The organism is Mycobacterium sp. E2327 (assembly GCF_001672675.1).
GTDB lineage: Bacteria > Actinomycetota > Actinomycetes > Mycobacteriales > Mycobacteriaceae > Mycobacterium.
In genome coordinates this window covers 22,296-44,196 of the sequence record NZ_LZKE01000177.1, presented here as the reverse complement: position 1 = coordinate 44,196, position 21,901 = coordinate 22,296, and the positions used below count along the sequence as shown (strand labels likewise).

Annotated in this window: 22 protein-coding genes; 13 read left to right on the top strand and 9 right to left on the bottom strand. The window is 66.8% G+C overall.

The annotated features are described in order from the left end of the window. Positions 1-34 precede the first annotated feature (34 nt). Entirely contained in the window at positions 35-370 is a 336-nt protein-coding gene (locus tag A5712_RS20960; RefSeq protein WP_369830416.1) for a thioesterase family protein, read from the bottom strand. 144 nt (positions 371-514) lie between these two features. Here A5712_RS20960 and A5712_RS20955 point away from each other — a divergent pair, with 144 nt between their 5' ends. Continuing rightward, the gene (locus A5712_RS20955) at positions 515-1,417 is read left to right on the top strand and encodes an alpha/beta fold hydrolase (RefSeq protein ID WP_068109111.1); all 903 of its coding nucleotides are present in this window, start codon (positions 515-517) and stop codon (positions 1,415-1,417) included. A gap of 1 nt (position 1,418) precedes the next feature. Here the strand turns inward: A5712_RS20955 and A5712_RS20950 are convergent, their stop codons facing one another. Further along, complete coding sequence (locus A5712_RS20950; protein WP_068109109.1) at positions 1,419-2,732, bottom strand: cytochrome P450; 1,314 nt, start codon at positions 2,730-2,732, stop codon at positions 1,419-1,421. A gap of 253 nt (positions 2,733-2,985) precedes the next feature. Then, complete coding sequence (locus tag A5712_RS20945) at positions 2,986-4,179, bottom strand: aldose epimerase family protein (RefSeq protein WP_068109106.1); 1,194 nt, start codon at positions 4,177-4,179, stop codon at positions 2,986-2,988. Positions 4,180-4,303: 124 nt separating this feature from the next. Between A5712_RS20945 and A5712_RS20940 the strand changes: the two genes are divergently transcribed. The 5 genes from A5712_RS20940 (at position 4,304) to A5712_RS20920 (ending at position 7,918) form a co-directional block, all read left to right on the top strand. Beyond that, positions 4,304-5,119, top strand: coding sequence for a DUF1707 domain-containing protein (locus A5712_RS20940; RefSeq protein ID WP_068109103.1), 816 nt, complete (start codon positions 4,304-4,306; stop codon positions 5,117-5,119). Between the two features lie 19 nt (positions 5,120-5,138). After that, on the top strand, positions 5,139-5,993 hold the full coding sequence (locus tag A5712_RS20935; RefSeq protein WP_068109099.1) for a DUF1707 domain-containing protein: 855 nt from the start codon (positions 5,139-5,141) through the stop codon (positions 5,991-5,993). A gap of 78 nt (positions 5,994-6,071) precedes the next feature. Continuing rightward, positions 6,072-6,308, top strand: coding sequence for a hypothetical protein (locus A5712_RS20930; protein WP_068109095.1), 237 nt, complete (start codon positions 6,072-6,074; stop codon positions 6,306-6,308). A gap of 49 nt (positions 6,309-6,357) precedes the next feature. Then, positions 6,358-7,098 (top strand): SDR family NAD(P)-dependent oxidoreductase, encoded by a 741-nt coding sequence (locus A5712_RS20925; protein WP_068109092.1) that lies wholly within the window; start codon positions 6,358-6,360, stop codon positions 7,096-7,098. Between the two features lie 37 nt (positions 7,099-7,135). After that, positions 7,136-7,918: a Stf0 family sulfotransferase gene (locus A5712_RS20920; protein WP_197519461.1), complete on the top strand. Its 783-nt coding sequence runs from the start codon at positions 7,136-7,138 to the stop codon at positions 7,916-7,918. Here the strand turns inward: A5712_RS20920 and A5712_RS20915 are convergent. The 3 genes from A5712_RS20915 to A5712_RS20905 all read right to left on the bottom strand — a co-directional run bounded on the left by A5712_RS20915 (position 7,903) and on the right by A5712_RS20905 (position 10,446). Next, on the bottom strand, positions 7,903-8,283 hold the full coding sequence (locus A5712_RS20915) for a DUF4189 domain-containing protein (protein ID WP_068109084.1): 381 nt from the start codon (positions 8,281-8,283) through the stop codon (positions 7,903-7,905). The genes A5712_RS20920 and A5712_RS20915 overlap by 16 nt on opposite strands. 82 nt (positions 8,284-8,365) lie before the next feature. Then, positions 8,366-8,800 (bottom strand): DUF4383 domain-containing protein, encoded by a 435-nt coding sequence (locus tag A5712_RS20910; protein ID WP_068109081.1) that lies wholly within the window; start codon positions 8,798-8,800, stop codon positions 8,366-8,368. 89 nt (positions 8,801-8,889) lie between these two features. Next, positions 8,890-10,446 carry a succinic semialdehyde dehydrogenase gene (locus A5712_RS20905; RefSeq protein ID WP_068109078.1) on the bottom strand — a complete coding sequence of 519 codons (1,557 nt, stop codon included), beginning with the start codon at positions 10,444-10,446 and terminating at the stop codon, positions 8,890-8,892. A gap of 166 nt (positions 10,447-10,612) precedes the next feature. On the opposite strand from A5712_RS20905, the gene A5712_RS20900 reads away from it, so the two are divergent. Together A5712_RS20900 and A5712_RS20895 are read left to right on the top strand one after the other, a co-directional pair. Next, positions 10,613-12,046, top strand: coding sequence for an FAD-binding oxidoreductase (locus tag A5712_RS20900; RefSeq protein WP_068109075.1), 1,434 nt, complete (start codon positions 10,613-10,615; stop codon positions 12,044-12,046). A gap of 82 nt (positions 12,047-12,128) precedes the next feature. Beyond that, a complete protein-coding gene (locus A5712_RS20895; protein WP_068109174.1) occupies positions 12,129-12,416 on the top strand; it encodes a HigA family addiction module antitoxin in 288 nt (95 codons plus the stop codon). Between the two features lie 87 nt (positions 12,417-12,503). Here A5712_RS20895 and A5712_RS20890 read toward each other — a convergent pair whose 3' ends face one another. From A5712_RS20890 to A5712_RS20880, 3 genes are all read right to left on the bottom strand, one after another. After that, positions 12,504-15,296: an RND family transporter gene (locus tag A5712_RS20890; protein WP_369830417.1), complete on the bottom strand. Its 2,793-nt coding sequence runs from the start codon at positions 15,294-15,296 to the stop codon at positions 12,504-12,506. A gap of 47 nt (positions 15,297-15,343) precedes the next feature. Further along, positions 15,344-15,787 carry an MmpS family transport accessory protein gene (locus A5712_RS20885; RefSeq protein ID WP_068109069.1) on the bottom strand — a complete coding sequence of 148 codons (444 nt, stop codon included), beginning with the start codon at positions 15,785-15,787 and terminating at the stop codon, positions 15,344-15,346. A 186-nt stretch (positions 15,788-15,973) separates the two neighbouring features. Beyond that, entirely contained in the window at positions 15,974-16,402 is a 429-nt protein-coding gene (locus A5712_RS20880; RefSeq protein WP_197519460.1) for a hypothetical protein, read from the bottom strand. A 113-nt stretch (positions 16,403-16,515) separates the two neighbouring features. On the opposite strand from A5712_RS20880, the gene A5712_RS20875 reads away from it, so the two are divergent. The 5 genes from A5712_RS20875 (at position 16,516) to A5712_RS20855 (ending at position 21,899) form a co-directional block, all read left to right on the top strand. Then, positions 16,516-17,088: a TetR/AcrR family transcriptional regulator gene (locus A5712_RS20875; protein WP_068109066.1), complete on the top strand. Its 573-nt coding sequence runs from the start codon at positions 16,516-16,518 to the stop codon at positions 17,086-17,088. An 87-nt stretch (positions 17,089-17,175) separates the two neighbouring features. Continuing rightward, on the top strand, positions 17,176-18,117 hold the full coding sequence (locus A5712_RS20870) for an aldo/keto reductase (protein ID WP_068109063.1): 942 nt from the start codon (positions 17,176-17,178) through the stop codon (positions 18,115-18,117). Continuing rightward, entirely contained in the window at positions 18,114-19,040 is a 927-nt protein-coding gene (locus A5712_RS20865; protein WP_068109060.1) for a pyridoxamine 5'-phosphate oxidase family protein, read from the top strand. Before A5712_RS20870 ends, A5712_RS20865 begins: the two co-directional genes overlap by 4 nt. Before the next feature lie 10 nt (positions 19,041-19,050). Further along, positions 19,051-21,582, top strand: a complete 2,532-nt coding sequence (locus A5712_RS20860; protein WP_068109057.1) for a SpoIIE family protein phosphatase — start codon at positions 19,051-19,053, stop codon at positions 21,580-21,582. Then, positions 21,582-21,899, top strand: a complete 318-nt coding sequence (locus tag A5712_RS20855; RefSeq protein ID WP_068109168.1) for an STAS domain-containing protein — start codon at positions 21,582-21,584, stop codon at positions 21,897-21,899. Before A5712_RS20860 ends, A5712_RS20855 begins: the two co-directional genes overlap by 1 nt. The last annotated feature ends 2 nt before the right edge of the window (positions 21,900-21,901 follow it).

The window sequence follows — 21,901 nt, the reverse complement described above, 5'->3', positions numbered from 1 at the left end:
AAACTGGCGATCGCGACGGTGCGCCGCATCTTGGTCAGCGGCGGAGGAACTTTTCGCGGTCGACTATTACGCGATCGATTTCGCCACGAGCAACTAGCTGTCCCGAATCGTCAACCGCCTTCACGTCGAACGTCAGAAGTCGCCCCTCGCCCGGCGATCGCGCCTCGGCGGTGACCTCGACGGCGCCGCCTACGTGGGTCGCGCGCCGGTGCTCGATGCGCACCGCGGTGCCAACGGTCGTCTGGCCAGGACCGGTGAAGGGCGCGGCGGCTTGCACCGTGGCCGCTTCCAGCCACGCGATGAGCCGTGGAGTCGCGAGCACCGGCACATCGCCGCTGCCGATCTGTTCGGCGGTGTCGGCGTCGGTCACTTGGTAGCGCATCACTACACGCTAGCGCGCCCGGGAATATCCCTGGCGCCGCTAAGCCTTCGCCGACGGCGTCACCGACGAGTATCTCGCTGCAGCGGGAAGTCAATGACGGCTAGCCAATCGGGTCGGCGCATGATGACTGTCATGGACGCTGATCTGAAACGCTGGCTGGACTCGGGCAAGAACTTCGACTACCTCGGCTTCGACATCTTCTACCGCGTCGAGGGCAGCGGGCCTGCGCTGCTGCTGATCCACGGGTACCCGTTCAATTCCTTTGACTGGGCGCCGATCTGGCCGACGCTGACAAAGCGGTTCACCGTCATCGCACCCGACATGATGGGCATGGGATTCTCCGCCAAACCCGTCAACTACCAATACTCGGTGCACGACCACGCCGACATGCACGAAGCGCTCCTACAGCACCTGAACATCGAGAACGCCCACGTTCTGGCCCACGACATCGGCGACTCCGTCGGCCAGGAACTTTTGGCCCGCCACGAGTTCGGCCAACAGACGTACAACGAATGGCGCATCGATTCCATCACCTGGCTCAACGGCGGCATGTTCATCGAGGCTTACACGCCCAGGGCGGCCCAGAAGCTGATGTCGGGCACCCCGCTGGGCGACCTGTTCAGCCCGGTGCAGGGCAGCCCGCTGGCACGACGACTGCTCGAGCCGACAATGCGCGAGATGTTCGGCCCCAACACCAAACCGACCCCGCACATGATGAACGTGTTCAACCAGATCCTGGACTACAACGACGGGCGCCGGGTGCTGCACAAGGTCGGCCGATTCATCAACGACCGCTACACGCACCGCAACCGGTGGGTGCGCGCCATGCGCCAGACCGCGGTTCCGATGCGGTTGATCGACGGGCCCGTCGATCCCAACTCCGGTGCCCACATGGCGCGCCGCTACGCCGAGGTGATCCCCGACGCCGACGTGGTAATGCTCGCCGACGACATCGGCCACTGGCCACAGCTCGAGGCGCCCGAGGAAGTTCTACGCCACTTCCTCGCTCACATCGACGGCGTCAGCGCCGGCTGACTCAGCGGGCAACGTCAACGCTCGCGGGCCCGAGGGTGACGGGCAACTCCTTGATCCCGCGCAGCAGGGTGCTGTCGTTCGGGATCGGCTCGCCGGCCAGGGCCAGCCGGGGAAAGCGTTCGAACAGCGCCCGCAGGCCGATCTGCAGTTCCATGCGCGCGAGCGACGCGCCGAGGCAGCTGTGGATGCCGCTGCCGAAGCTGATGTGTTCGCGGGCGTTGGCGCGCGTGGTGTCGAATTCGTTGGGACTTTCGAAGACGGCCGGATCGCGGTTGGCCCCGCCGATCAGAAGGAAGATCGCCGAGCCGTCCTGCACGGTATGTCCCTCGATCTCAACGGTTTCGGTGGCCACCCGGGCCGCGATGTGCGCGACGGAGTCGTAGCGCAGCACCTCCTCGACCGCGTTCGGCCAGCCCTCCGGATGCTCCTGCAGCCGGGCGAGCTGATCGCGATGCCCGACCAGCGCCACCACCGCGTTGCCGAACGCATGGGTGGTGGTGATGAACCCGGCGCCCAGCAGTAGCCCCGCGAACATCCTGACCTCGGTCTCGGTGAGATCGCCGTCGTGCAGGACGGCGGACAGGATGCTGTCCTCGGCGCCGCCCCGACGGAGGCGCTCGATATGCGCGGCGAGGTAGGTTTCGAACTCGCGCAACGCGGCTATCGCGGTCCGGTATTCGCGCCAGGACGGCGACGTGCTGTTGAGAATTTTGGTGCCGGGCTCGGCGAATGTTTGGAGATGGGGTGCCTCGTCGCGAGATATGCCCAGCATCTCGACGATGACGGCGATGGGGATTTGGGAGGCATAGGCGGCGATCAAATCGCATTGGTTGTTGCCTTCGAGATCGTCGAGCAGGGTGTCGGCGATCTCCTGAATGCCCTGACGAAGTCCCTCGATCGCCCTAGGGGTAAATGCCCGCGACACCAGGCGCCGCAACCGCGCATGCTCGGGCGGATCGGCAACCAGCAGCGACGGCGGTTCCACGCCATTCAGCACGCCGGGGTTGGTTTTCGCGATCATGCGCTGAACGACGGGAAACGGCGACCGGTCCCGTGGTTTCGACGTCCGGAACCTGTCGTCGCGCAGCACGTCACGGACAATCTGCGCGTCAGCGGTGACCCACCCGCCGACAATCGCGGAGATACGTCCCCGATCGCGGATCTGCTCGATGCGGCGATTCACTTCGTCGGGCTGACCGCTTTGGATTAACAGCTGGGAAAAAGGATCGCCCCGCCGCGCGAGCAATTTCAGCGTCCAACGCGGCAGTCCATATCCCAGCAGCCAATGCACCCGGGTCTTGATGTCGGCATTCATATTCGCCCCTGCCTCCGGCTACCGATGAGGCTAGCGGTCAACCAGCGGCGATACGCCTCAAAGAAATGCGCCGGAATCTATCGGATCGCACAATTGCGGCCGGCCATTCTGAGGGGCGCGAGCCGTCGAAGCTCAGCCGTCGATGTGCATCGGTGGGACAGCGAAGGTGCGATCACCGGCGCGCGGACCATGACTTTGGCGCTGTTACCCGCGTTCCTTGCGGAGCTTTCGCAGTGAGAACTCGCTAGGCGAGTCAGTGGGCGCCGAAGGCAAAGACGGTTGTCGATTCGTAGGTCTGGCCCGGGTTGAGCGTGGTGGTCGGGAAGTTCGGGTGGTTCGGCGAGTCGGGGTAATGCTGGGTCTCCATCGTGAATCCGGCGCCCTGCCGGTAGCTGCGCCCGCTGGTGCCCGTGAACGCCCCGTCGAGGAAGTTGGACGTGTAGAACTGCACGCCGGGCTCGGTTGTGGAGACCGTCAGGGTGCGCCCCGACTTGGGATCTTGGGCCCTGGCCGCTTCCGCCAGCCCGGTGTTGTTGCCGCGGTTGATGACCCAGTTGTGGTCGTAGCCGTGGGCGAGCAACAGCTGCGGGTCGTTCGCGGTGATATGCGCGCCGATCGCGGTCGGTGAGGTGAAGTCGAAGGGTGTGCCCTTCACCGCGGCGATCTGCCCGGTCGGGATCTGCGTGGGGTCGGTCGGAAGGTAGTTGTCGGCATTGATGGTGACCCTCTGGTCGTAGACGTCGAGCGTGTCCTCACCCGCCAGGTTGAAGTAGCTGTGGTTGGTCAGGTTGATCACGGTCGGCGCGTCGGTGGTCGCGCGGTAGTCGATGCGCAGTTCGTTATTCTGGTCGACGGTGTAGGTGACCGTGGTTGTCAGGGTCCCGGGATAGCCCATTTCGCCTGCGGGGCTGACATATTGGAGCTTGAGGCCGACGCGGTCGCTTCCGTTCTGCGGACTGGCCTGCCACACCTTTGTATCGAAGCCGGCGGTGCCGCCGTGCAGGCTGTTGCCGTTGTTGTTGGTGGGCAAGTGATACTCGTTGCCGTTCAACGTGAATGCGCCCTTGGCGATCCGGTTGCCGTAGCGGCCGATGATGGCGCCGAAGTAGGTCTTGGCGGATCCCGTGTTGTGCAGGTAGCCGGCCAGGGTCGGAAAACCTAGCACCACATTACCGACATTTCCGGCGCGATCGGGGACCTCGATGGACTGAATGATGCCGCCGTAGTTCAGGATTCGCACACGCATGCCGCGCCCGCTGGTGAGCTCGTAGCGGGTCACCGGGTTGCCATCCACCTGACCGAACGGCTCGCTGGTGATCGACGGCGGTCCGGCGGGGATCGAGGCGCTGCCGGTGCCCGTGGTGGAGTTGGTCGTCGGGTGGCTACACGCCGCCAAGCTCGCTACACCGGCGATGGCGATCGGTCGAAGTAACCGTCTGCCGCGCATCGGCTCTCCTTGCACTCGTCCGACCCCGGACGAGGATAGCGCTAGCAACGCGCGGATCGATTTGATCGGCACACTCAGTCTTGGCGGCGTCGACCCTCGTGCGTCCTCGGTTACGCTCACCCTCGTGTCCGCCGGATACATCAGGGCTACCGACAGTGACCGCGACGAGACCGGACGGGTGCTGGACGCGGCGTTGAGCGACGGCCAGCTCTCGATGGAGGAATACCGCCAACGGGTAAGCGCGGCGCGCCGTGCCGCCACTGTCGGCGAGCTCGAGTCGCTCGTGGAAGACCTGCAGATCCGCAGCGCCCCTGCCCAACCCCCGACGCCGGCCAGTCGACGGGGCATCCTGGTCGCCGGCGTCGCGGTGTTGGCGCTCGCGGGCCTCGGCATCGGCTGGAAACTGCTCGGCAACACCACTTCGTCGTCGCCATCCGCGCCACCTCCAAGCGCCACCAGCACCGTGGCGATCACCCAGACGCCGCCGCCACCACCGCCGCCACTGCAACTGCAGACCGTGGACGGGCTGACGGGGCTATTGGCGCAAATGCGAAAACAGATCGGTGACACCGTGGGCTACCGGCTGGTGGTCTACTCGGATCACGCGGACCTCGACCGTCCTGATCCCCAAGACCCTCGCAACTCGGTGACCTACCACTACGCCACGAGCGGCTGGTCGCAGTGGGGCGCCAGCGCCATTCCGTCCACTTCGACCGCGGCTGACTTGAGCAAGTTCAACGTGCAGGAGGTGGCCAGCGTCTTGCGCGGGGCACCGCAGACCCTTCAGGTCGCCGGCGCCAACAACACCTACCTGATGGTCGAATCCGCCCGGGACGGCAGCCTGGCGTTGTCGGTCTATGTATTCAGAGACCGCGACGGCGGCCATATGGAACTGAACGCGGACGGCACCGTTCGGGCAATCGAGCCGGCGCGCCGCTGAGACCTTCTAGGATCTTGCCGTGGCCACCGCAAACACCCGGGCTACCGACAGCAACCGCGTCGACACCTGCCAGCTGTTGGATCTAGCGCTCAGCGACGGCCAGTTGTCGATGGAGGAGCACCGCCAGCGGGTGAGCGCCGCGACCAACGCCACCACCCTTGGCGAGCTGCAGTCGCTGGTGGCGGACCTGCAGATCCGCCGCGCCCCAGCCCAATCCCCGAGCTTGAAATCGCTGGCCGGCCGCCCGGGGATACGGATCGCCGTGCTCGTGGCGCTGGCCCTGGTGGGCGTCGGCATCGCCTGGGCCTTGTACAGCAACACCGCTTCGTCGCGTGACGCAACGCCCCAGCCGACCGTCGCCAGCCCGGTCGTGGTCGCGCCGCAGCCGCCGCCAACACCGGCACCGACTGTTGAACCGCCGCCAGCCTCGACCCAGCCGCAGGCGCCGACGCAACTGTTGACCCTGGGCGGGCTGTCGAGCTTGATTGCGCAAGTTCGGACGACGTTCGGGGACACGATGGGCTACGAGCTGGTCGTCTATCCCGATCACGCCAGCATCACTCGCCCCGACACGGTCAACGCACACAAAACCGTGCGCTACACGTACGGGGGTCGCGGATGGGGCACGGGCAGCAGCACCACAATCCCGATGGACACGGCCATCGGTGACCTCGGCAAAGTCGACGTCCAGGCCGTCATAAGCGCCCTTCGTGCGGCACCCCAGACTCTGCACATTGACGGCGGCAACCCCGAGAACATCATCATTGAAGCGGCCCAAGACGGGACCCTGCGCATCGAGCTCTACGTCTCCGATGGTCACACCGAGCGCTACCTCATGGTCAACGCCGACGGCAGCATCCGGCCGGACTTCTGATCGGGCAGCCGCACTTATTGGCCGAGGTGTATCTCGCGTGTGACCTTCCCGCGACTGCGACGAAGGACGCTGATCGTCATGGCGGTATTGGCGCTGCTGTGCGCACTCGCAACCGCGACATGCATCGGCTACTACCTGGGTCGGCGAGCCGGCTCGCGGCCGCCGACCTGGAAACAGCGCACGAGTCGGGTGGCGCTGGGCAAGCTCGCGATCAGCCTGCTCGTGGCGGTGACCGCGCGTCGCATCCTGAGGCTGAGAACCGTTGGGCCCGTTGATATCCTGCGCGCCGGCATGGCGCGGATCGTCTCGTATTGAGGGCGCAATGTAGCCTTTGAAGCCCGTCACCGCACCAAGAAGGGCCGAAATGTCAGCATTGCAGGGCAAGGTCGCGTTGGTCACCGGTGCGTCGTCGGGCCTGGGCGCTGAAACCGCCCGGCTGTTTTCCCGGCAGGGCGCAACGGTTTTCGGTATCGGCCGCGACACCGAACGCTTGGCCGCGGTGTTCGAAGACGTGGATCGCGGTTCGTACGCCTCGGTGGATGTCGCTTCGCCGCAGGCCTGCCGGGGCGCGGTCGAGCAGTGCGTCCAAGAGTTCGGCGGGCTCGACGTCCTGGTCAACGTCGCCGGCAAGCACCAGATGCGCCGAACCGAGTCGATGACCGACGACGACTGGGCAGAAGACCTAGCGGTCAACCTGAACGGACCGTTCTACCTCTGCCGGGCCGCGTTGCCCCATTTGCTGGAACGCGGCGGCAACATCGTCAACGTCGGCTCCATCGCGGGCGTCGAGGGCCAGGCGTACTCGGCCGGCTACTGCGCCGCCAAGCACGGCCTGATCGGGCTCACCCGCGCGCTGGCGGTGGAGTACACCGCGGATCGCCTGCGCGTCAACGCGGTGTGCCCGGGCGGCATGCTCACACCGCAGATCGAACAGTTCAGCGCGCCGGAGAATCCGAACTACGACCTGATCCTGCGCACGGCTTCACCGCGCGGCATGATGCAGCCGCTCGACGTCGCCAACGTGATCGCGTTCCTCGCCAGCGATGCCGCGGCCGCCGTCCACGGCGCCGTCTATCGCGTCGACAACGGCAAGGGCGCCGGGTAAACCGCCTACGCTTTTAAGAACACGTCCGAGGAGGCCTATGCGACACGCGAGCTATGTCATCGCCTCCACCCCTCGTTCGGGTAGTTCGTTTTTGGCCGCCGGGCTCGTTGCGACGGGAGTCGCCGGACGTCCCGAGGAGTATTTCGCCGCAGACCACCTCGCGGCCTATAAGAAAGACCTGGGGCTGCCGGTCGACTGCTCGTGGAGCGAATACCTGACAAGGGTCAGAGCGTTCGCGGCGACCCAGAACGGCGTGTGGGGCTTCAAGATCCACTGGCGGGACGTCGTCTCGCTGGCGCAGGCGTTAGGGTTTCGTGCAGACCCGGGCGCGGTGCTCGAGACGCTTTTTCCGACAGCGGTTTTCGTCAACATCGTGCGCCTCGATCGGCGCGCCCAGGCCATCTCGCTGTTTCGCGCCGAGACGACGGGCGAGTGGTTCCGTTCTCCGGGACCGCCGACGACGGAACGTCCCTGGGGGCTATATCTGGGCCGGCCCACGCCGCAGCGGCCCGCGGTCGACCTCGCCGCTGTCGCGCCGACGCGCGAGCAGATCACCGAGATGGAACGCAGCCTCGGCGCCGAACAGGCGGCGTGGACCGACTACTTCACCACCCGACGTCCCGAAGTTCTCACGGTCCACTACGAAGAGCTCGACGAGAACTATCCCGACGAGATCGCGCGCGTCCTGCAATTCCTCGGCGTCGACCCCGCACATGCGACCGGCGTGCCCAAGCCTCCGCTCGAGCGTCAGTCCGACCACATCAACGAACACTGGCGGCGACGGATCGACGACGAGGAACTCCGCTACCCGGTGCAGTGAACCTCGACGACGCTGCCGGACGAGACCTTGGCCAGCGCGCCCCGCTGAGCGGCTATCGGGGTCAACCCCCAGTCGGCGCCCCAACCGCCGGGCCCCAGAGCCAAAGCGGTGCAACCGTTTCGGGCCCATGTCGCGACGGTGCAGCCAGCACCGTGCCGCTGGCAGTTGCCCAGCGCGATGTGGGTGGCCTCCTCCATGGTGCTGGCGTTGTTGGCCCAGCCCGCCCAGCCGGTGACGGGGGAGTAGGCGATCACGGCGAAGCGATCGACGGCCGCGGCCTGCGCGGCGGGCGACGCCATGAACGCAGCGCCGAAGAAAGCGATGGCGGTCAAGACGATCAGGGCGTAGATGCGGTGGCGGGTCATAGCGGAACCTCGTGAGTCGTTTCCAGTGGACGAACTCACCATCCGCCGCGCCGCTTGGCGGATTCTCAAGAAATCCTTGGCGCTACCGCGCCTTTCGCAGATCGGCGAGCGAGTTGCGCAACCCACCGTCCAACCGGATCTGTACGGCCGCCACCGCGAGCATCACCGCCGCGGTCACCAGGTGCACCACCGCGTCGGTGGTGTTGTTGGGGAAGGTGAAGACGAACGCAACCTGATGCGAGAAGAACGCCCAAATGCCCGGCAGCGCACCGGCAATCGCCGCGGCGATCAGATACAGCACGGCCCATGACTTGCGCTGCGCGAACACCAGGCCCGGGCCGAACAGGGCCAGGCCGGCGACGGCGTGCCAACCGTTGTAGTCCATCCCGAGCAGCTGGACGGTCGGCGCGTGGGGGCCCGACGCGAAGCTGGGCTCCATGATGAACCCGACCACCGCCTGGATGACGTGCAGGACACAGATGATCAGCAGCCCGACCTGGGCGAAACTCCACCTCACGTTGCACCTCCTTGTGCGCGCGGTGGGATGCCCCAGATACTACGCCCGGTAGTAGACGCTGACAATGAGACCGTCGCAGGCCAGTCCCGTCACTTCCGCCCGGGAAGCTTCATCATCGTGCGCACGACGGGCACCAGCGACTTCTGCCAGAGGGTCGGCGGAATGCCGCGCGGCGGGTCGAGGTTGAACACCCGCGCCGCCGCGATCGTCTGCGATTCGGTGTACTTCAGCAGGCCCTCGGCGCCGTGGCGGCGCCCGACGCCGGACTGGCCCATCCCGCCCATCGGCGCGCCGAGGCTGCCCCACGCGAACGCGTAACCCTCGTCGACGTTCACCGTCCCCGAGCGCAGCCGGGCGGCGATCTCCTGGCCCTCCGCGGTGGACCCCGCCCACACGCTGGCGTTCAGGCCGTACTCGGTGTCGTTGGCCTTCTCGACGGCCTCGTCCACGTCGGCGACCGGATAGATCGAAACCAGCGGCCCGAACGTCTCATTGGCCGCGCATTCCATCTCCGGCGTGACGTCGGTCAGGACCGTCGGCTCGTAGAACAGCGGGCCGATGTCGGGTCGCGGCTTGCCGCCCGCAATCACCTTGGCGCCCTTGGCCTTCGCGTCGTCCACGTGGTCGGTCACGGTGTCGAGCTGGCTCGCCGAGATCAGGCTGCCCATGTCGACCGAGAAGTCATACGCGGTGCCGAGCTTCATGTTGCGCACCGCCGCGCCGAACTTGTTGGTGAACTCGTCGGCGACGTCCTTTTCGACGTAGATGCGCTCGATGGAGATGCACAGCTGACCCGCATTGGAGAAGCACGCACGGGTGGCCGCCTTGGCGGCCTTGTCCAGGTTGGCCCCGCGCGTGACGATCATCGCGTTCTTCCCGCCCAGCTCGGCCGAGAAGCCGATGAGCCGACGGCCGGCGTGCTCGGCGAGCTGCCGGCCGGTGGCGGTCGAGCCGGTGAACATCAAGTAGTCGCAGTTCTCGATGATCGCGGTGCCGACCACCGAGCCCGGCCCGGGCACGATCGCGTACAGCGCCCGCGGCAGCCCGGCCTGGTACAACAGCTCGGCGCACGCCAGCGCGCAGTACGGCGTCTGGCTGTCGGGCTTGAGCACCACCGCGTTACCCGCCACCAGCGCGGGCACCGAGTCGGACGCGGTGAGCGTCATGGGGTAGTTCCACGGCGAGATCACCCCCACGACGCCCTTGGGCTGGTAGATGACGGTCGTCTTGCCGACCGCCGGGAGCAGCGCCTGCACCTTGCGCGGCTTCAACAGGTCGGCGGCCACGTTCACGTAGTAGTTGGCGTTGGCCATCAAATCGACGATTTCCTCCTGCGCCGCCCAGCGGGCCTTGCCCGCCTCGGCCTGCAGGAGGTCCATCAGGAACTGGCGGTTCTCGATGACCAGGTCGCGGTAGCGACGGATGACGTCCACCCGCTCGGCGACCGGGCGCTTCGCCCAGTCGATCTGCGCCGCGCGGGCCTCGGCGAAAGCGGCTTCGACGTCGGCGGCCGTGCCGATGGGGATCGTGGTCAGCGGTTTACCTGTGAAAACCTCATCGATCGTCTTGGTCTCGCGTGCGGTGATGTCCTTGATCGCGACCAGTTGACGCAGGCGGTCGAAGACCTCGGCTGACGGTGCGGACATGTCGTTACCTCTCAAAAAGCGCAGGCGGCCAAAACACCAGCCTAGGCCCGGCGGACCCGGGCCGGTAACGGTTGGGGCACGGTCCGGTTGCCCCGCGGCACGCCACCCGGCACCGCGGCCCCCGGGAATGACAATGCGGGCATGACGCAATCGCGGGAGCCCGACGATGGCGCGTGAGATCTCCCGCCAGGCGTTCCTGCGCGGGGCCGCCGGCGCGTTGGCCGCCGGCGCGGTCTTCGGTCCGGCGCGGGCGACCGCGGCCCCGAATCCGTCCGGCTGGGACGGCCTGACCACCGCCATCGGCGGCAGGGTCGTGCTGCCGCAAGATCCTCAATTCGCCGGCGCGAAGCAGGTTTTCAACACCAACTACAACGGGTTCACGCCGGCCGCGATCGTCACCCCGACGTCGGCGGCGGACGTGCAGAAGGCGATGGCCTTCGCCGCCGCCAACAACCTGAAGGTCGCCCCGCGCAGCGGCGGGCACTCCTACATCGGCGCGTCCACCGCGAACGGCGCCGTGGTGTTCGATCTGCGCCAGCTGCCCGGCGGCATCAACTACGACGCGTCCACCGGGCAGGTCACCGTGACGCCCGCTACCAGCCTGTACGCGATCCACGAGGCCCTGGCCGCGGCCGGCCGGGGCATCCCGACGGGTACCTGCCCGTCGGTCGGCGCCGCGGGGCACGCGCTGGGCGGGGGACTGGGCGCCCAGTCGCGGCACGCCGGCCTGCTCTGCGACCAGCTGACGGCGGCGTCGGTGGTGCTGCCCGGCGGCCAGGCCGTCACCGCGTCAGCTGCGAGCAACCCCGACCTGTTCTGGGCGCTACGCGGCGGCGGGGGCGGCAACTTCGGGGTGACGACCTCGCTGACCTTCGCCACCTTTCCCACCCGCGACGTCGACGTCGTCAACCTCAACTTCCCGCCGCAGGCGTTCGCGCAGGTTCTGCTCGGCTGGCAGAACTGGCTGCGCACCGCCGACCAGAGCATGTGGGCACTGGCGGACAACACCGTCGACGGGTTCGGTACGCATCCCCGGATAATGGCGACCTGCCCGGCCGGATCGGGGAACAGCGTCGCGGCCGCCATCACCAAAGCCGTTGGGGTGCAACCGACCGGGACCGAGAACCACACGTTCAACTACATGGACCTGGTGCGCTACTTGGCCGTCGGCAACCTCAACCCGGCGCCGCTGGGATACGTCGGCGGGTCCGACGTCTTCACGGCGATGACGCCGGCCGCCGCCCAGGGGATCGCGTCGGCGGTCGAGGCGTTTCCGCGGGGCGCCGGCCGCATGCTGGCGATCATGCACGCCCTCGACGGCGCTCTCGCCACCGTGGCGCCGGGGGCGACGGCCTTCCCGTGGCGCCGGCAGGCGTCGCTGGTGCAGTGGTACGTCGAGACGGGCGACCCGGCGGCGGCGACGAGCTGGCTCGCCACGGCACACCAAGCGGTGCAACCGTATTCGGTGGGCGGCTACGTGAACTACATCGAGGCGAACCAGCCGGCGTCGCGCTACTTCGGCCCCAACCTGTCGCGGCTCAGCGCGGTGCGGCAGAAGTACGATCCCGGCCGGGTCATGTTCTCGGGGCTGAATTTCTAGCCGTTTGATAGCGCTTATCGTTAACAACGGTCGGCATTATCATCGGTCGAGGATCCGCTCGTTCCGGGAAAAGGCAAACATGATGGCAGACTTCGCGCCGATCCACCCCGGCGAGATCCTCAAGGCGGAATTCCTTGACCCGCTTGGTATCTCGCAGTATCGGATCGCCAAGGCGATCGACGTGCCGCCCCGCCGGATCAACGAAATCGTGCACGGCAAGCGCGGCATCAGCGCAGACACCGCCCTCCGGCTATCCCGTGCGCTCGGTCTGAGCGACATGTTTTTCATCAACATGCAGGCTCACTACGACGCCGAAATCGCGCGCGAGCAGCTAGCGGGACGACTGGACACCATTGATCGCATCGCGTAGTCCGCGAGCGGCCGATGGGTGAGTCTCATTTGTGATAGCGCCGGTGATATCGCAAATGGGAATCACCGCATGGTCGGCTGACGGTGCTCACGTGGCCGGCGTCGCCGCGCGAACCGGCAACGGACGGGACCGCACCAGCGTCGGCCACCAGAACCACGGCCCGAGGATGCGCAGGATGCACGGCACGACGAACGACCGCACGATCAGCGTGTCGAGCAGCAGGCCGATACAGACGGTCGAGCCGACCTGGCCGACGGTGCGCAGATCGCTGGTCAGCATCGCCAGCATGGTGAACGCGAAAACCAAACCGGCAGAAGTCACTACACCACCGGTGCTGCCGAGCGCGCGGATCAGACCGGTATGGATTCCGGCATGCAGCTCCTCTTTGACCCGAAGGATCAACAGCAGGTTGTAGTCCGAACCCACCGCCACCAGGATGATGAACGTCAGCGGCAAAACCAACCAGTGCAGCGGCAGCCCGATGAGGTGCTGCCAGACGAGTATCGAAAGCCCGAACGCCCCGGCATAGGAGAAGGCCACCGTGCCCGGGATGACAATCGCCGCCATCAGACTCTTCGTGAGGAACAGCATGATCAAGAAGATCAGCACGAAGGCGGCGATCGCCACGATGAGCAGATCGGACGCGGCGTATTGCTTGATGTCCTTATTGGTGGATCCGGAACCGCCGATATAGACCTTCGCGCCGGCCAGCGAAGTCTCTTTGAGCGCAACGGTTATGGCGTTGGGGAACTGTTCGACGTGCTGCACGCCTTCCGGACCGTTGGCGTCGCCCTCATGGGTGACGATGATCCGAGCGGCCTGGCCGTCCGGCGACATCAGCAGCTGCATGCCGGTCTTGACGTCCTCGTTGTCGAAACCCTCGTGCGGGATGTAAAAGAAGTCGTCGCTGCGGGCCTGGTCGAAGTCGAGCCCGACATTGATCTGGTCGTCAAATGTCTGGTTGGTCTGTGTCGTCTGCAGAGCCGACTGGCCGTAGGTGCTGACCAGAAGGTTGGCCAACGCCTCCGAGTCGTCGGCCGTCAGCTTCAGCTGCACGATGATCTGCGGCACGATCTTGTCCATCTCCTCGAGGGAGAGCTTGGCTTGGTTGATGTCAGCCGCCAAATGGTCGATGTTGTCGAGCGTGTCGAACAACGACCTGAACGCCCAGCACATGGGGATATCGAAACAGTGCCGCTCCCAATAGAAGTAGCTCTTGATCGGCCGGAAGAAGTCGTCGAAGTTCGAGATTTCCTGGTTCATCTCGTCAGTGACCCGTTGCAGATCTTCGACGGTGAGAACCGTCTTGTGCAGCTCGTCCGACAGGTTCTGGAAATAGTCGATCTCTTTGCGCGTGACCTCGACGGTGTGCTGCGTGATCTGCGCCTGCTGGTTGGTATTTGCGTTCTGCTGCTGATTGAACGGGAGCTGCTGGCCGCTCCCGCTGCCCTGCGTGGTGAACAGATACGGAATCGTGGCGTGTTCCAAAGCTCGACCCATCGGCCTGGTGATGCTTTGCACCATCGCGACGCCCGGAAGGCGCTCGAGCGCCTTGGCCGCGCGATCCAATGAGATGAAGTCGCCCGAATTCCGCATGTCGTGATCGGTCTCGATCATCAGCATCTCGGAGAACAGCTTGCTCTTCGGGAAGTGTCGATCGGCCGCCTGGAAGCCCAAATTCGCGGGCGCGTTGTGGGGCTGGTACTGGCGGTCGTCGTAGTTCTGCCGGTACGTCGGCACGAAGATCGCCCCGAGCAGAACCGCGGCGGCACTGGCGAACAGGATCGGCACCGGCCACCGCACCACGCTCGCCCCGATCCGCCGATACAGGTGCGCCTTGGCCTTGCTCCTCGGGTCGAAGAGCCCGAACAGGCTGCCTAGCGTCAGGAAGGCGGGGCCGAGCGTCAGCGCCGCCGCGATGGTGAACAGCATGCTGATCGCAACCGCCGGGCCCATGGTGTGGAAGTAATTGAGCCGCGCGAACGTCAGGCAGTAACACGCCCCCGCGATCGTCAGGCCCGAGCCGAGGATGACCGGGGTGACGCTCTTGTACGCGGTGTAGAACGCGTCCTCCCGGCTCTCGCCGTCGTGGCGCGCCTCGTGATAGCGGCCCATCAGGAAGATGCCGTAGTCCGTCCCGGCCCCCAGGGTCAGCGCGACGACGATGTTCACCGCGAACGACGAAAGTTCGATGTACCCGAGATGCCCGAGGGTCGCGATAACCCCCTTGGCGACCAGCATCTCGAACAGCACCCCGGCCAGCGGCACGAACAGGGTGACGATCGAGCGGTACACCAGCAACAACATCCCGATGATGAGGAAGATCGTCACGATCGTGATGTCGTTCAGGCTCGAATTCGCGATCGCCACCGTGTCCGAGGCGAGCGGGGCCGCGCCGCTGACGTAGACCTTGAGCCCGGGCGGCGGCGTGTCCTTCGCGACGATGTCCCGAACGGCGGCGACGGACTCATTCGCTTGCATCTGGCCGATATCGCCCGCGAGGCGCAACAGCACGTAGGCGCACTTGCCGTCGAGGCTCTGCGCGCCGGCCGCGGTGATCGGCTTCCCCCACAGATCCATGGCGTACTGCACGTGCTTCGGGTCGCCCTTGAATCGGCGCATCAAATCGTCGTAGTACTGGTGATCCGCGTCGCCCAGCGGGCGGTTGGCCTCCAGCACGATCATGGCCAGGCTGGTCGAATTGGACTCGCGGAACTTCGCACCGATGGACAGCAGCGCCCGCTGCGACGGCGCGTAGTGCGGGACCAGCGGGCCCGCGAGCTCCTCGGCGACCCGCTCGACCTGGGGCATGAAGGTGTTCGTCGACACGGCGAGCAGGCCCCAGAAGGCGATGATCGGGATCGCAAGGGCGCGAACCATTCTGGGGACGAACGGGCGCTTCGTCCGGTGCTCCGCCGCTGGCTCGCTCATGCGGATTTCACCAGGCAGTAGACGTGGGCATCCTGATTGGTATCGGACTGTTCAGCGCGGACGACGCCATTCACCCGCAGTCGGCAGCCGACTTGACCGCCATGCACCTGCGCCGAGAGGCTGCCGGACACCACGGTCAGCGTCGTCGCCTCCGTGTGCGACCACGGCAAGGTCGTGAGATCGACCCGATGCGGGTGCCCGTTGATGTCCACCCAGACGAGCATCCCGCCCTCCCCGACGGAACCGAACAATTCATACGTGAGCCGCTTGACGCTGAACTCCGGCGGTGCGGCCGGCTGATTGACGGTGATGACGGGCGGGGGCTCCGAGAACTGGTGCACCTTGTACATGGCCACCCCGCCAACAACGAGCGCGATGACGGCAACCAGCGGCAGCCAGATTCGCGCCAAGACCCGCCTGCCCACCGGACGAGGGCTCATTCGATCACCTCTCGTAACTCGCTCGGGCCACCGTCTTCTCCCCCCGGCCCCACCCCTAGGCCAACTGCAGATAGTAGACGGTCATGTACCCAATGGACAGATGATCGTGCAAGAGTAGCGACCTTGCAGCCGGAACGCGACCGCAACGACCTGCGGGAGCACGCTCCGGTCGCTCACGGCGCGGCTTCAGGACATCTTTTGCAGGCGCCGCTTCAACCTTGCGCTGCGGATGATTTGAGTCGTGAGATTTATGGACGCCAAGATCGGGAACAGCCCGAGAAACGTCCGCTCGGAGGGCGTCGCCCCATGCAAGTGGTAGAGGCTGCCGAACACGTAGAAGCAGCCCAGCGAGAACAACGCACCCGGGATGCAGAGCGTCAACACCGAGCTACGAGCACCGAGGAGGTGCCTCGCGTAATCCAGCTCCTCTTGTGACATGGGTTCGCGCTTCCGCACCTTGCGCGTAACCGCCTTGGCGCTGCCGATTTCGTCGCTGATCGGGGGAGGCGGCCGGCCCTCCAGCCGCTTGACGTGCACCGCGGCAACGGCGGCGAACAACAACGCGAACATCAGGGCGAGCAGCGTCAGGAAACCGAACAAACCCGAAGTCACCATTTCGCTCCTTCAATCCCCGATGGGCGATCCGACGCCGTTCCAGACGCTACGCCACACTCCTCGCGCGCGGCGGTCGACCGAAGATAGGTGACCGGTCGGCTAACATCGTTGTCATGCCCCGCCCACCGAACCCCGAGGTGCGGTCCCGCCTGCTCGCGGCGGGACTGGAACTCGTGCACAGGCGCGGATTCGCCGCCAGCGGGGTCAAGGACATCACCGACGCGGCCGGCGTTCCGAAGGGTTCGTTCTACGCGTATTTCCCCAGCAAGGAGGCCTTTGCGGCAGCGATCCTCGAGCATCACTGGGAAGACACCGAGGCGCGGCTCCTGCCGATCCTGCAGGCGGACGGGCCGGTCCAGGAGCGGATCACCCGCTTCTTCCACGCGCTGGCCGACGAACACGAGGCCGGCGACTTCCTACTCGGCTGCCTGGTCGGAAACCTGTCGCTCGAGCTCAGCGGTACGAGCGAGCCGGTACGCAAGGAGCTCGTGGGCATCTTGGACCGATGGGGTGCGGCCCTGGGTGAGTGCCTGCGTTCGGACGGTCGGGGCGACCTCGAAGCGGGCGACCTCGCCTTTCGGCTGATCGAGGCGTGGGAAGGCGCGGCGCTGCGCGGGAAAGTCACCCGCAGCCGCGTCCCGTACGACCGGTTCGAAGCGGTCACCCTCCCGGCGCTGCTGCGCTGATCCGTCCCCGCGGGGAATGCAGCCGCGGCAACCCTTGTTAGATAGACGACTGGTCATTTATAGTACGAGCCCAGGAGGCCGAACGCCATGACGCCCGACCAGAAGCTAAGCCAGCACAGATTCGCCTTGAACGACGGGAGCGGCGCGATTCCGGCGCTCGGCTTCGGCACGTCGCTTTCCGATCGCAACGAGACGCGAAACGCGGTCAAGACCGCGGTCGAAATCGGGTTCCGCCACCTCGATGCGGCCGAGCGGTACCGCAACGAAGCAGACGTCGGAGCCGCGCTCAAAGAGTTGTTCGCCGCCGGGACCGTTCGTCGTGACGAACTCTTCGTCACCACCAAGCTGTGGAACAACAACCACCGGCCCGAAAGGGTAAAGCCCGCGCTGCAGGCCAGCCTGGACAGGCTGGGGCTGGAGGCGGTCGACCTGTACCTGGTGCACACGCCGTTCGCGTTCCGGCCCGGCGACGACCAAGACCCCCGCGATCGGCACGGGGCCGTCGTCTACGACGACGGGGTCACTCTGCAGGAGACCTGGGCCGCGATGGAAACCCTTGTGGACGAGGGTCTTTCGCGGGCGATAGGCCTGTCCGACATCGACGCCCCGGGCGCCCGGAAGATCGTCGAAACCGCCCGGATCAAGCCGGCCGTGGTGGAGGTCGAATCGCACCCGTATCACCCGCAATGGGAACTCCACGAGCTGTGCAAGGAGCACGGGATCATCCTGTTGGCCTTCGCCTCGCTGGGCCATGCGCTCGAACCGCGATTGCTCGACGACCCGCTCATCGTCTCGATCGCTCGGCGCGTGGGAAAGACGCCGGCGCAAGTGCTTTTGGCGTGGGGCATCCAGCGCGGCTCGGCCGTCCTCACCTCGTCGGTCAAACCCGCACGCATCGGTGAAAACTTCGACGTGACCGCCCTTCCCGACAGCGCGATCCAAGAGATCAATGAAGGTCTGGTAACCCGATACCGGTTCAATTCCGTCGTCGACGCGGGACAACCGGGCTTTGCCGAGGTGCCGCAATGACATCGGGTGTGGGCTTCCACACCGGTGAGTTGGCCGTCCAACGGCAAGCGGGCGTTGAGGCCGAGGCCGCCCGGCTCGCCCCGATGGTCGGCCGCGGACAACTGCGCGCCGGCATGGCCGCGTTCCTTTCGGAGGCGCCATTCGCTGCCATGGCCGCCCGAGACCGGGCCGGACGGCTTTGGACCTCACCCCTGTTCGGCCCACCCGGGTTCCTGCGTGCCGCCTCGCCGACCGCCCTGGAGATCGGAACGGAGCTGCCGCGCGCGGACCCGCTCCACGACCTACCCTGCGGACAACCGGTGGGCGTCATCGCCATCAACTTCCTCACCCGAAGGCGCGTTCGCATCAACGGTCGCCTCGGCTCCACCGAGCCCGGCGCCCTGACCGTCGACGTGGACCAGGCCTACGGCAACTGCCCGCAATACATCCACCCGCGCCGCGTCGACGTCGAAAGGCCGCCCGCCGACGACCCGAAGCGGCTGCACTCCGGAAAAGCGTTGCGAGCCGAGGATATTCGTCTCATCGAGGCGGCCGACACCTTCTTTCTGGGCACCACCCACCCCACCGCCGGCAGCGACGCCTCCCACCGGGGCGGCCCCCCGGGATTCGTCCGGGTTGCCGAGGGGCGCCTGTGGTGGCCGGACTATCCCGGCAACAACATGTTCAACAGCTTCGGCAACCTCGCCGCCGACCCCTCCGCGGCGCTGCTGTTCGTCGATTTCCGCGCCGGCATCACGGTCCAGCTCTCCGGCCGCGCGAGCGTCCACTGGGACGACCCGGGCGACGCCGGCACCGGACGCCGTGTGCAATTCAGCCCCGAGTGGGTAATCACCACCGCAATACCCGCCCTCGGTGACACCGACCACGCCCCTTACCCGGCCAACCACCGAGGCCGAAACGGAGAGCCGGAATTTAACAATTAGATTTGGAGCTATGGGGCAACACGACCGGGACGACGTGAGTTCCCAGCTGGACGAGCTGGCGGCTGCTCGCGACCAGTTGGAACACCTGGTCCGGGTCATCGTCGAGATCAACGCCGACCTGGATCTGGATTCGACGTTGCATCGAATCGTCAACGCGGCGATGGAGCTGACCGACGCCCGGTACGCGGCGCTGGGCATCCGGGCGCCCGACGGCACGCTGGCCTCGTTCGTTCAGGCCGGCATCGACGCCGACACGGCTCGGCGGCTCGGCGACCTGCCGGTGGCCGACGGCCTGCGCGTCGACGATCTGAGCGCCCACCCGGCGACCGCCGCACTGCAGCCGCGCGACCCGAAGCTGCGGGCGCTGCTCGGCATACCAATCACCGTGCGCGCGGCCGACTTCGGCAGCCTCTACCTCGCCGACGATCGCCCGGGCCGGGTGTTCACCGACTCTCACGAATCCGCGGTGCGGGCACTGGCCACGGCGGCCGCAGCGGCCATCGACAACGCGCGATTGTTCGAACGGGAACGCGAATCGTCGAAATGGACGAAGGCCAGCCGGGAAATCACGACCGCGCTGCTGTCCGGTGACCCACAGACGGGGCCGTTGCAGCTCATCGTGAACCGGGCGCTGGAGTTGGCCGACGCCGAACAGGCCATCTTGCTGGTCCCACGGGAGCCCGATCTGCCCTCCGACCAGGTCGACACCCTCGTCGTGGCCGCGACGGCGGGCCGGTACGCCTCGGAGGTGATCGGCCGGCAGGTGCCGATGGACGCCTCCACCACCGGCGGCGTGGCGCGTCGCGGCCTGCCGCTGATCACCGATTCCTTCCAGTATCCGATCGAGGGGTTCACCGACGCGGGTGAACGCTCGGCGATCGTGATGCCGCTGATCGCCGACGGCCGGGTGCTCGGGGTGATTGCCGTCGCGCGCCACCCGGGGCGGCCGGCGTTCGGCAACGATTACCTCGAGCTGGTCAGCGACTTCGCCCGGCACGCGGCCATCGCGTTGGCGCTGGCGGCGGGCCGCGAACACGCCCTCAACCAGGAACTCGCCGAAGCCGACAGCGTCGAAGATGCCGTGCACGCCGCGGCCGAGGAACTGCGCCGGCTGTGGCGGGCCCGCCGCGTCCTGGCGGTCACCTTCCCGACCCACGACTCCACCGCGGAAACCGCCTCTCGTGAACCGTCGGTGGAATCGGTCGGCGAGTCGGCGCAGTGGGCGGACCTGCCATCCGAAACGCGCCAGATGCTCAGCTCGTTGCGCGACGGCGACCTGCTCACCCCGAACGCCGCCGAGCCCGGCACCGCGGGCATCGCGCTGCAGCATCCCGAGGGCGTGCTCGTCGTGCGGATCGACCTGACCGAGCGGCGGCCGTTCACCCTGGAGGACCAGACGCTGCTGACCGTGCTCGCGGGCCGTCTCGGTCAGGGTCTGCAACGCGTGCACCAGGTCGACCAGCAGCGCGAAACGGCACTCGCCCTGCAGCACGCCATCCTCGGCCCCGCCGACCTACCCCACGGGTTCGCCGTGCGCTACCAGGCCGCCAGCCGGCCCCTGCAGGTCGGCGGCGACTGGTACGACGTCGTCGACCTGGATGACGGGCGCATCGCGTTGATCGTCGGGGATTGCGTCGGCCATGGCCTGGCCGCCGCCACCGTGATGGGGCAGGTGCGCAGCGCCTGCCGCGCGCTGCTGTTCGAGAACCCCAGCCCCAGCGCCGCCCTCGCGGGCATCGACCGCTTCGCCGCGCGGCTGCCCGGCGCGCAATGCACCACCGCCGTCTGCGCGGTGCTCGACCCTGAGACGGGTGAACTGGTCTACTCGAGCGCCGGGCACCCGCCGCCCGTTCTCGTCGACGCCGACGGCACCACCCGAATGCTCGATGACGGCCACACCATCGCGCTCGGGGTTCGACCCGACTGGCCCCGCCCCGAAGCACGGGTGACCATTCCGCCGCGCGCCACGTTGCTGCTCTACACCGACGGACTGGTCGAACGTCGCCGTCGACTGCTGCACCAGGGCATTTCGCGCGCGGCCGCCCTCGTCCAGGACGGGCGCGATTCCACACTGGACGATCTGGCCAACCAGATCATGGCCGGTCTGGCGCCGGAAGGCGGCTATCAAGACGACGTCGTCCTGCTGCTCTACCGCCATCCCGCCCCGCTGGAGTTGGAGTTTCCGGCCGACGTCAGCCAGCTCGCACCCACCCGCACCGCACTGCGCCGGTGGCTGACCCGGGCCAAGCTGGACGCGGATCAGACGATGAACGTGCTCGTCGCCGCCGGAGAGGCCGTCGCCAACGCCATCGAGCACGGTCACCGCCACAGCCCCGGGGGCACGATCAGCCTGGGCGCCACCATCTTGGTCGACCAGGTGCGCTTGACCATCACCGACACCGGCTCGTGGAAACCTCCGCAGCCGGCTGCCGAGACGAATCGCGGCCGTGGCATCGCTTTGATGCGGGGCCTCATGCAGGACGTCACCATCAACCCCGAGGCCGCGGGAACTACGGTCCATCTATGCGCGAGGATCACCTGATGCCCACGTCGCTGACCCTCGACACCGCGCGCCGCGACGACGGGAAGCTCGTGCTGACCGCGACGGGGGAAATCGACCTGAGCAACATCGACGAGTTCAACGACGCACTCAGGAGAGCCATCGCCGAGGCCGCGAACAACAGTGGCACGTTTACCGTCGACCTCAGCGCGGTGGAGTACCTGGACAGCGCCGCCATCAACGCCTTGTTCGCCCGGGCCGCCCACATCGATGTCATCGCCCACCCGTTGGTGATGCCCGTCCTCACCGTGAGCGGCATAACGGAGCTCGTCACCGTCGAACCGGCAGCCGAACGCTGACC

What these genes read in the sequence shown, in the direction of transcription:
- A5712_RS20900 (WP_068109075.1), top strand. Translation starts at nt 10,613, where the DNA reads ATGGCGCGTGAGATCTCCCGCCAGGCGTTCCTGCGCGGGGCCGCCGGC.
- A5712_RS20895 (WP_068109174.1), top strand. Translation starts at nt 12,129, where the DNA reads ATGGCAGACTTCGCGCCGATCCACCCCGGCGAGATCCTCAAGGCGGAA.
- A5712_RS20920 (WP_197519461.1), top strand. Translation starts at nt 7,136, where the DNA reads ATGCGACACGCGAGCTATGTCATCGCCTCCACCCCTCGTTCGGGTAGT.
- A5712_RS20905 (WP_068109078.1), bottom strand. Translation starts at nt 10,446, where the DNA reads ATGTCCGCACCGTCAGCCGAGGTCTTCGACCGCCTGCGTCAACTGGTC.
- A5712_RS20890 (WP_369830417.1), bottom strand. Translation starts at nt 15,296, where the DNA reads ATGGTTCGCGCCCTTGCGATCCCGATCATCGCCTTCTGGGGCCTGCTC.
- A5712_RS20860 (WP_068109057.1), top strand. Translation starts at nt 19,051, where the DNA reads ATGGGGCAACACGACCGGGACGACGTGAGTTCCCAGCTGGACGAGCTG.
- A5712_RS20955 (WP_068109111.1), top strand. Translation starts at nt 515, where the DNA reads ATGGACGCTGATCTGAAACGCTGGCTGGACTCGGGCAAGAACTTCGAC.
- A5712_RS20870 (WP_068109063.1), top strand. Translation starts at nt 17,176, where the DNA reads ATGACGCCCGACCAGAAGCTAAGCCAGCACAGATTCGCCTTGAACGAC.
- A5712_RS20875 (WP_068109066.1), top strand. Translation starts at nt 16,516, where the DNA reads ATGCCCCGCCCACCGAACCCCGAGGTGCGGTCCCGCCTGCTCGCGGCG.
- A5712_RS20930 (WP_068109095.1), top strand. Translation starts at nt 6,072, where the DNA reads ATGGCGGTATTGGCGCTGCTGTGCGCACTCGCAACCGCGACATGCATC.
- A5712_RS20885 (WP_068109069.1), bottom strand. Translation starts at nt 15,787, where the DNA reads ATGAGCCCTCGTCCGGTGGGCAGGCGGGTCTTGGCGCGAATCTGGCTG.
- A5712_RS20925 (WP_068109092.1), top strand. Translation starts at nt 6,358, where the DNA reads ATGTCAGCATTGCAGGGCAAGGTCGCGTTGGTCACCGGTGCGTCGTCG.
- A5712_RS20950 (WP_068109109.1), bottom strand. Translation starts at nt 2,732, where the DNA reads ATGAATGCCGACATCAAGACCCGGGTGCATTGGCTGCTGGGATATGGA.
- A5712_RS20880 (WP_197519460.1), bottom strand. Translation starts at nt 16,402, where the DNA reads ATGGTGACTTCGGGTTTGTTCGGTTTCCTGACGCTGCTCGCCCTGATG.
- A5712_RS20945 (WP_068109106.1), bottom strand. Translation starts at nt 4,179, where the DNA reads ATGCGCGGCAGACGGTTACTTCGACCGATCGCCATCGCCGGTGTAGCG.
- A5712_RS20865 (WP_068109060.1), top strand. Translation starts at nt 18,114, where the DNA reads ATGACATCGGGTGTGGGCTTCCACACCGGTGAGTTGGCCGTCCAACGG.
- A5712_RS20915 (WP_068109084.1), bottom strand. Translation starts at nt 8,283, where the DNA reads ATGACCCGCCACCGCATCTACGCCCTGATCGTCTTGACCGCCATCGCT.
- A5712_RS20855 (WP_068109168.1), top strand. Translation starts at nt 21,582, where the DNA reads ATGCCCACGTCGCTGACCCTCGACACCGCGCGCCGCGACGACGGGAAG.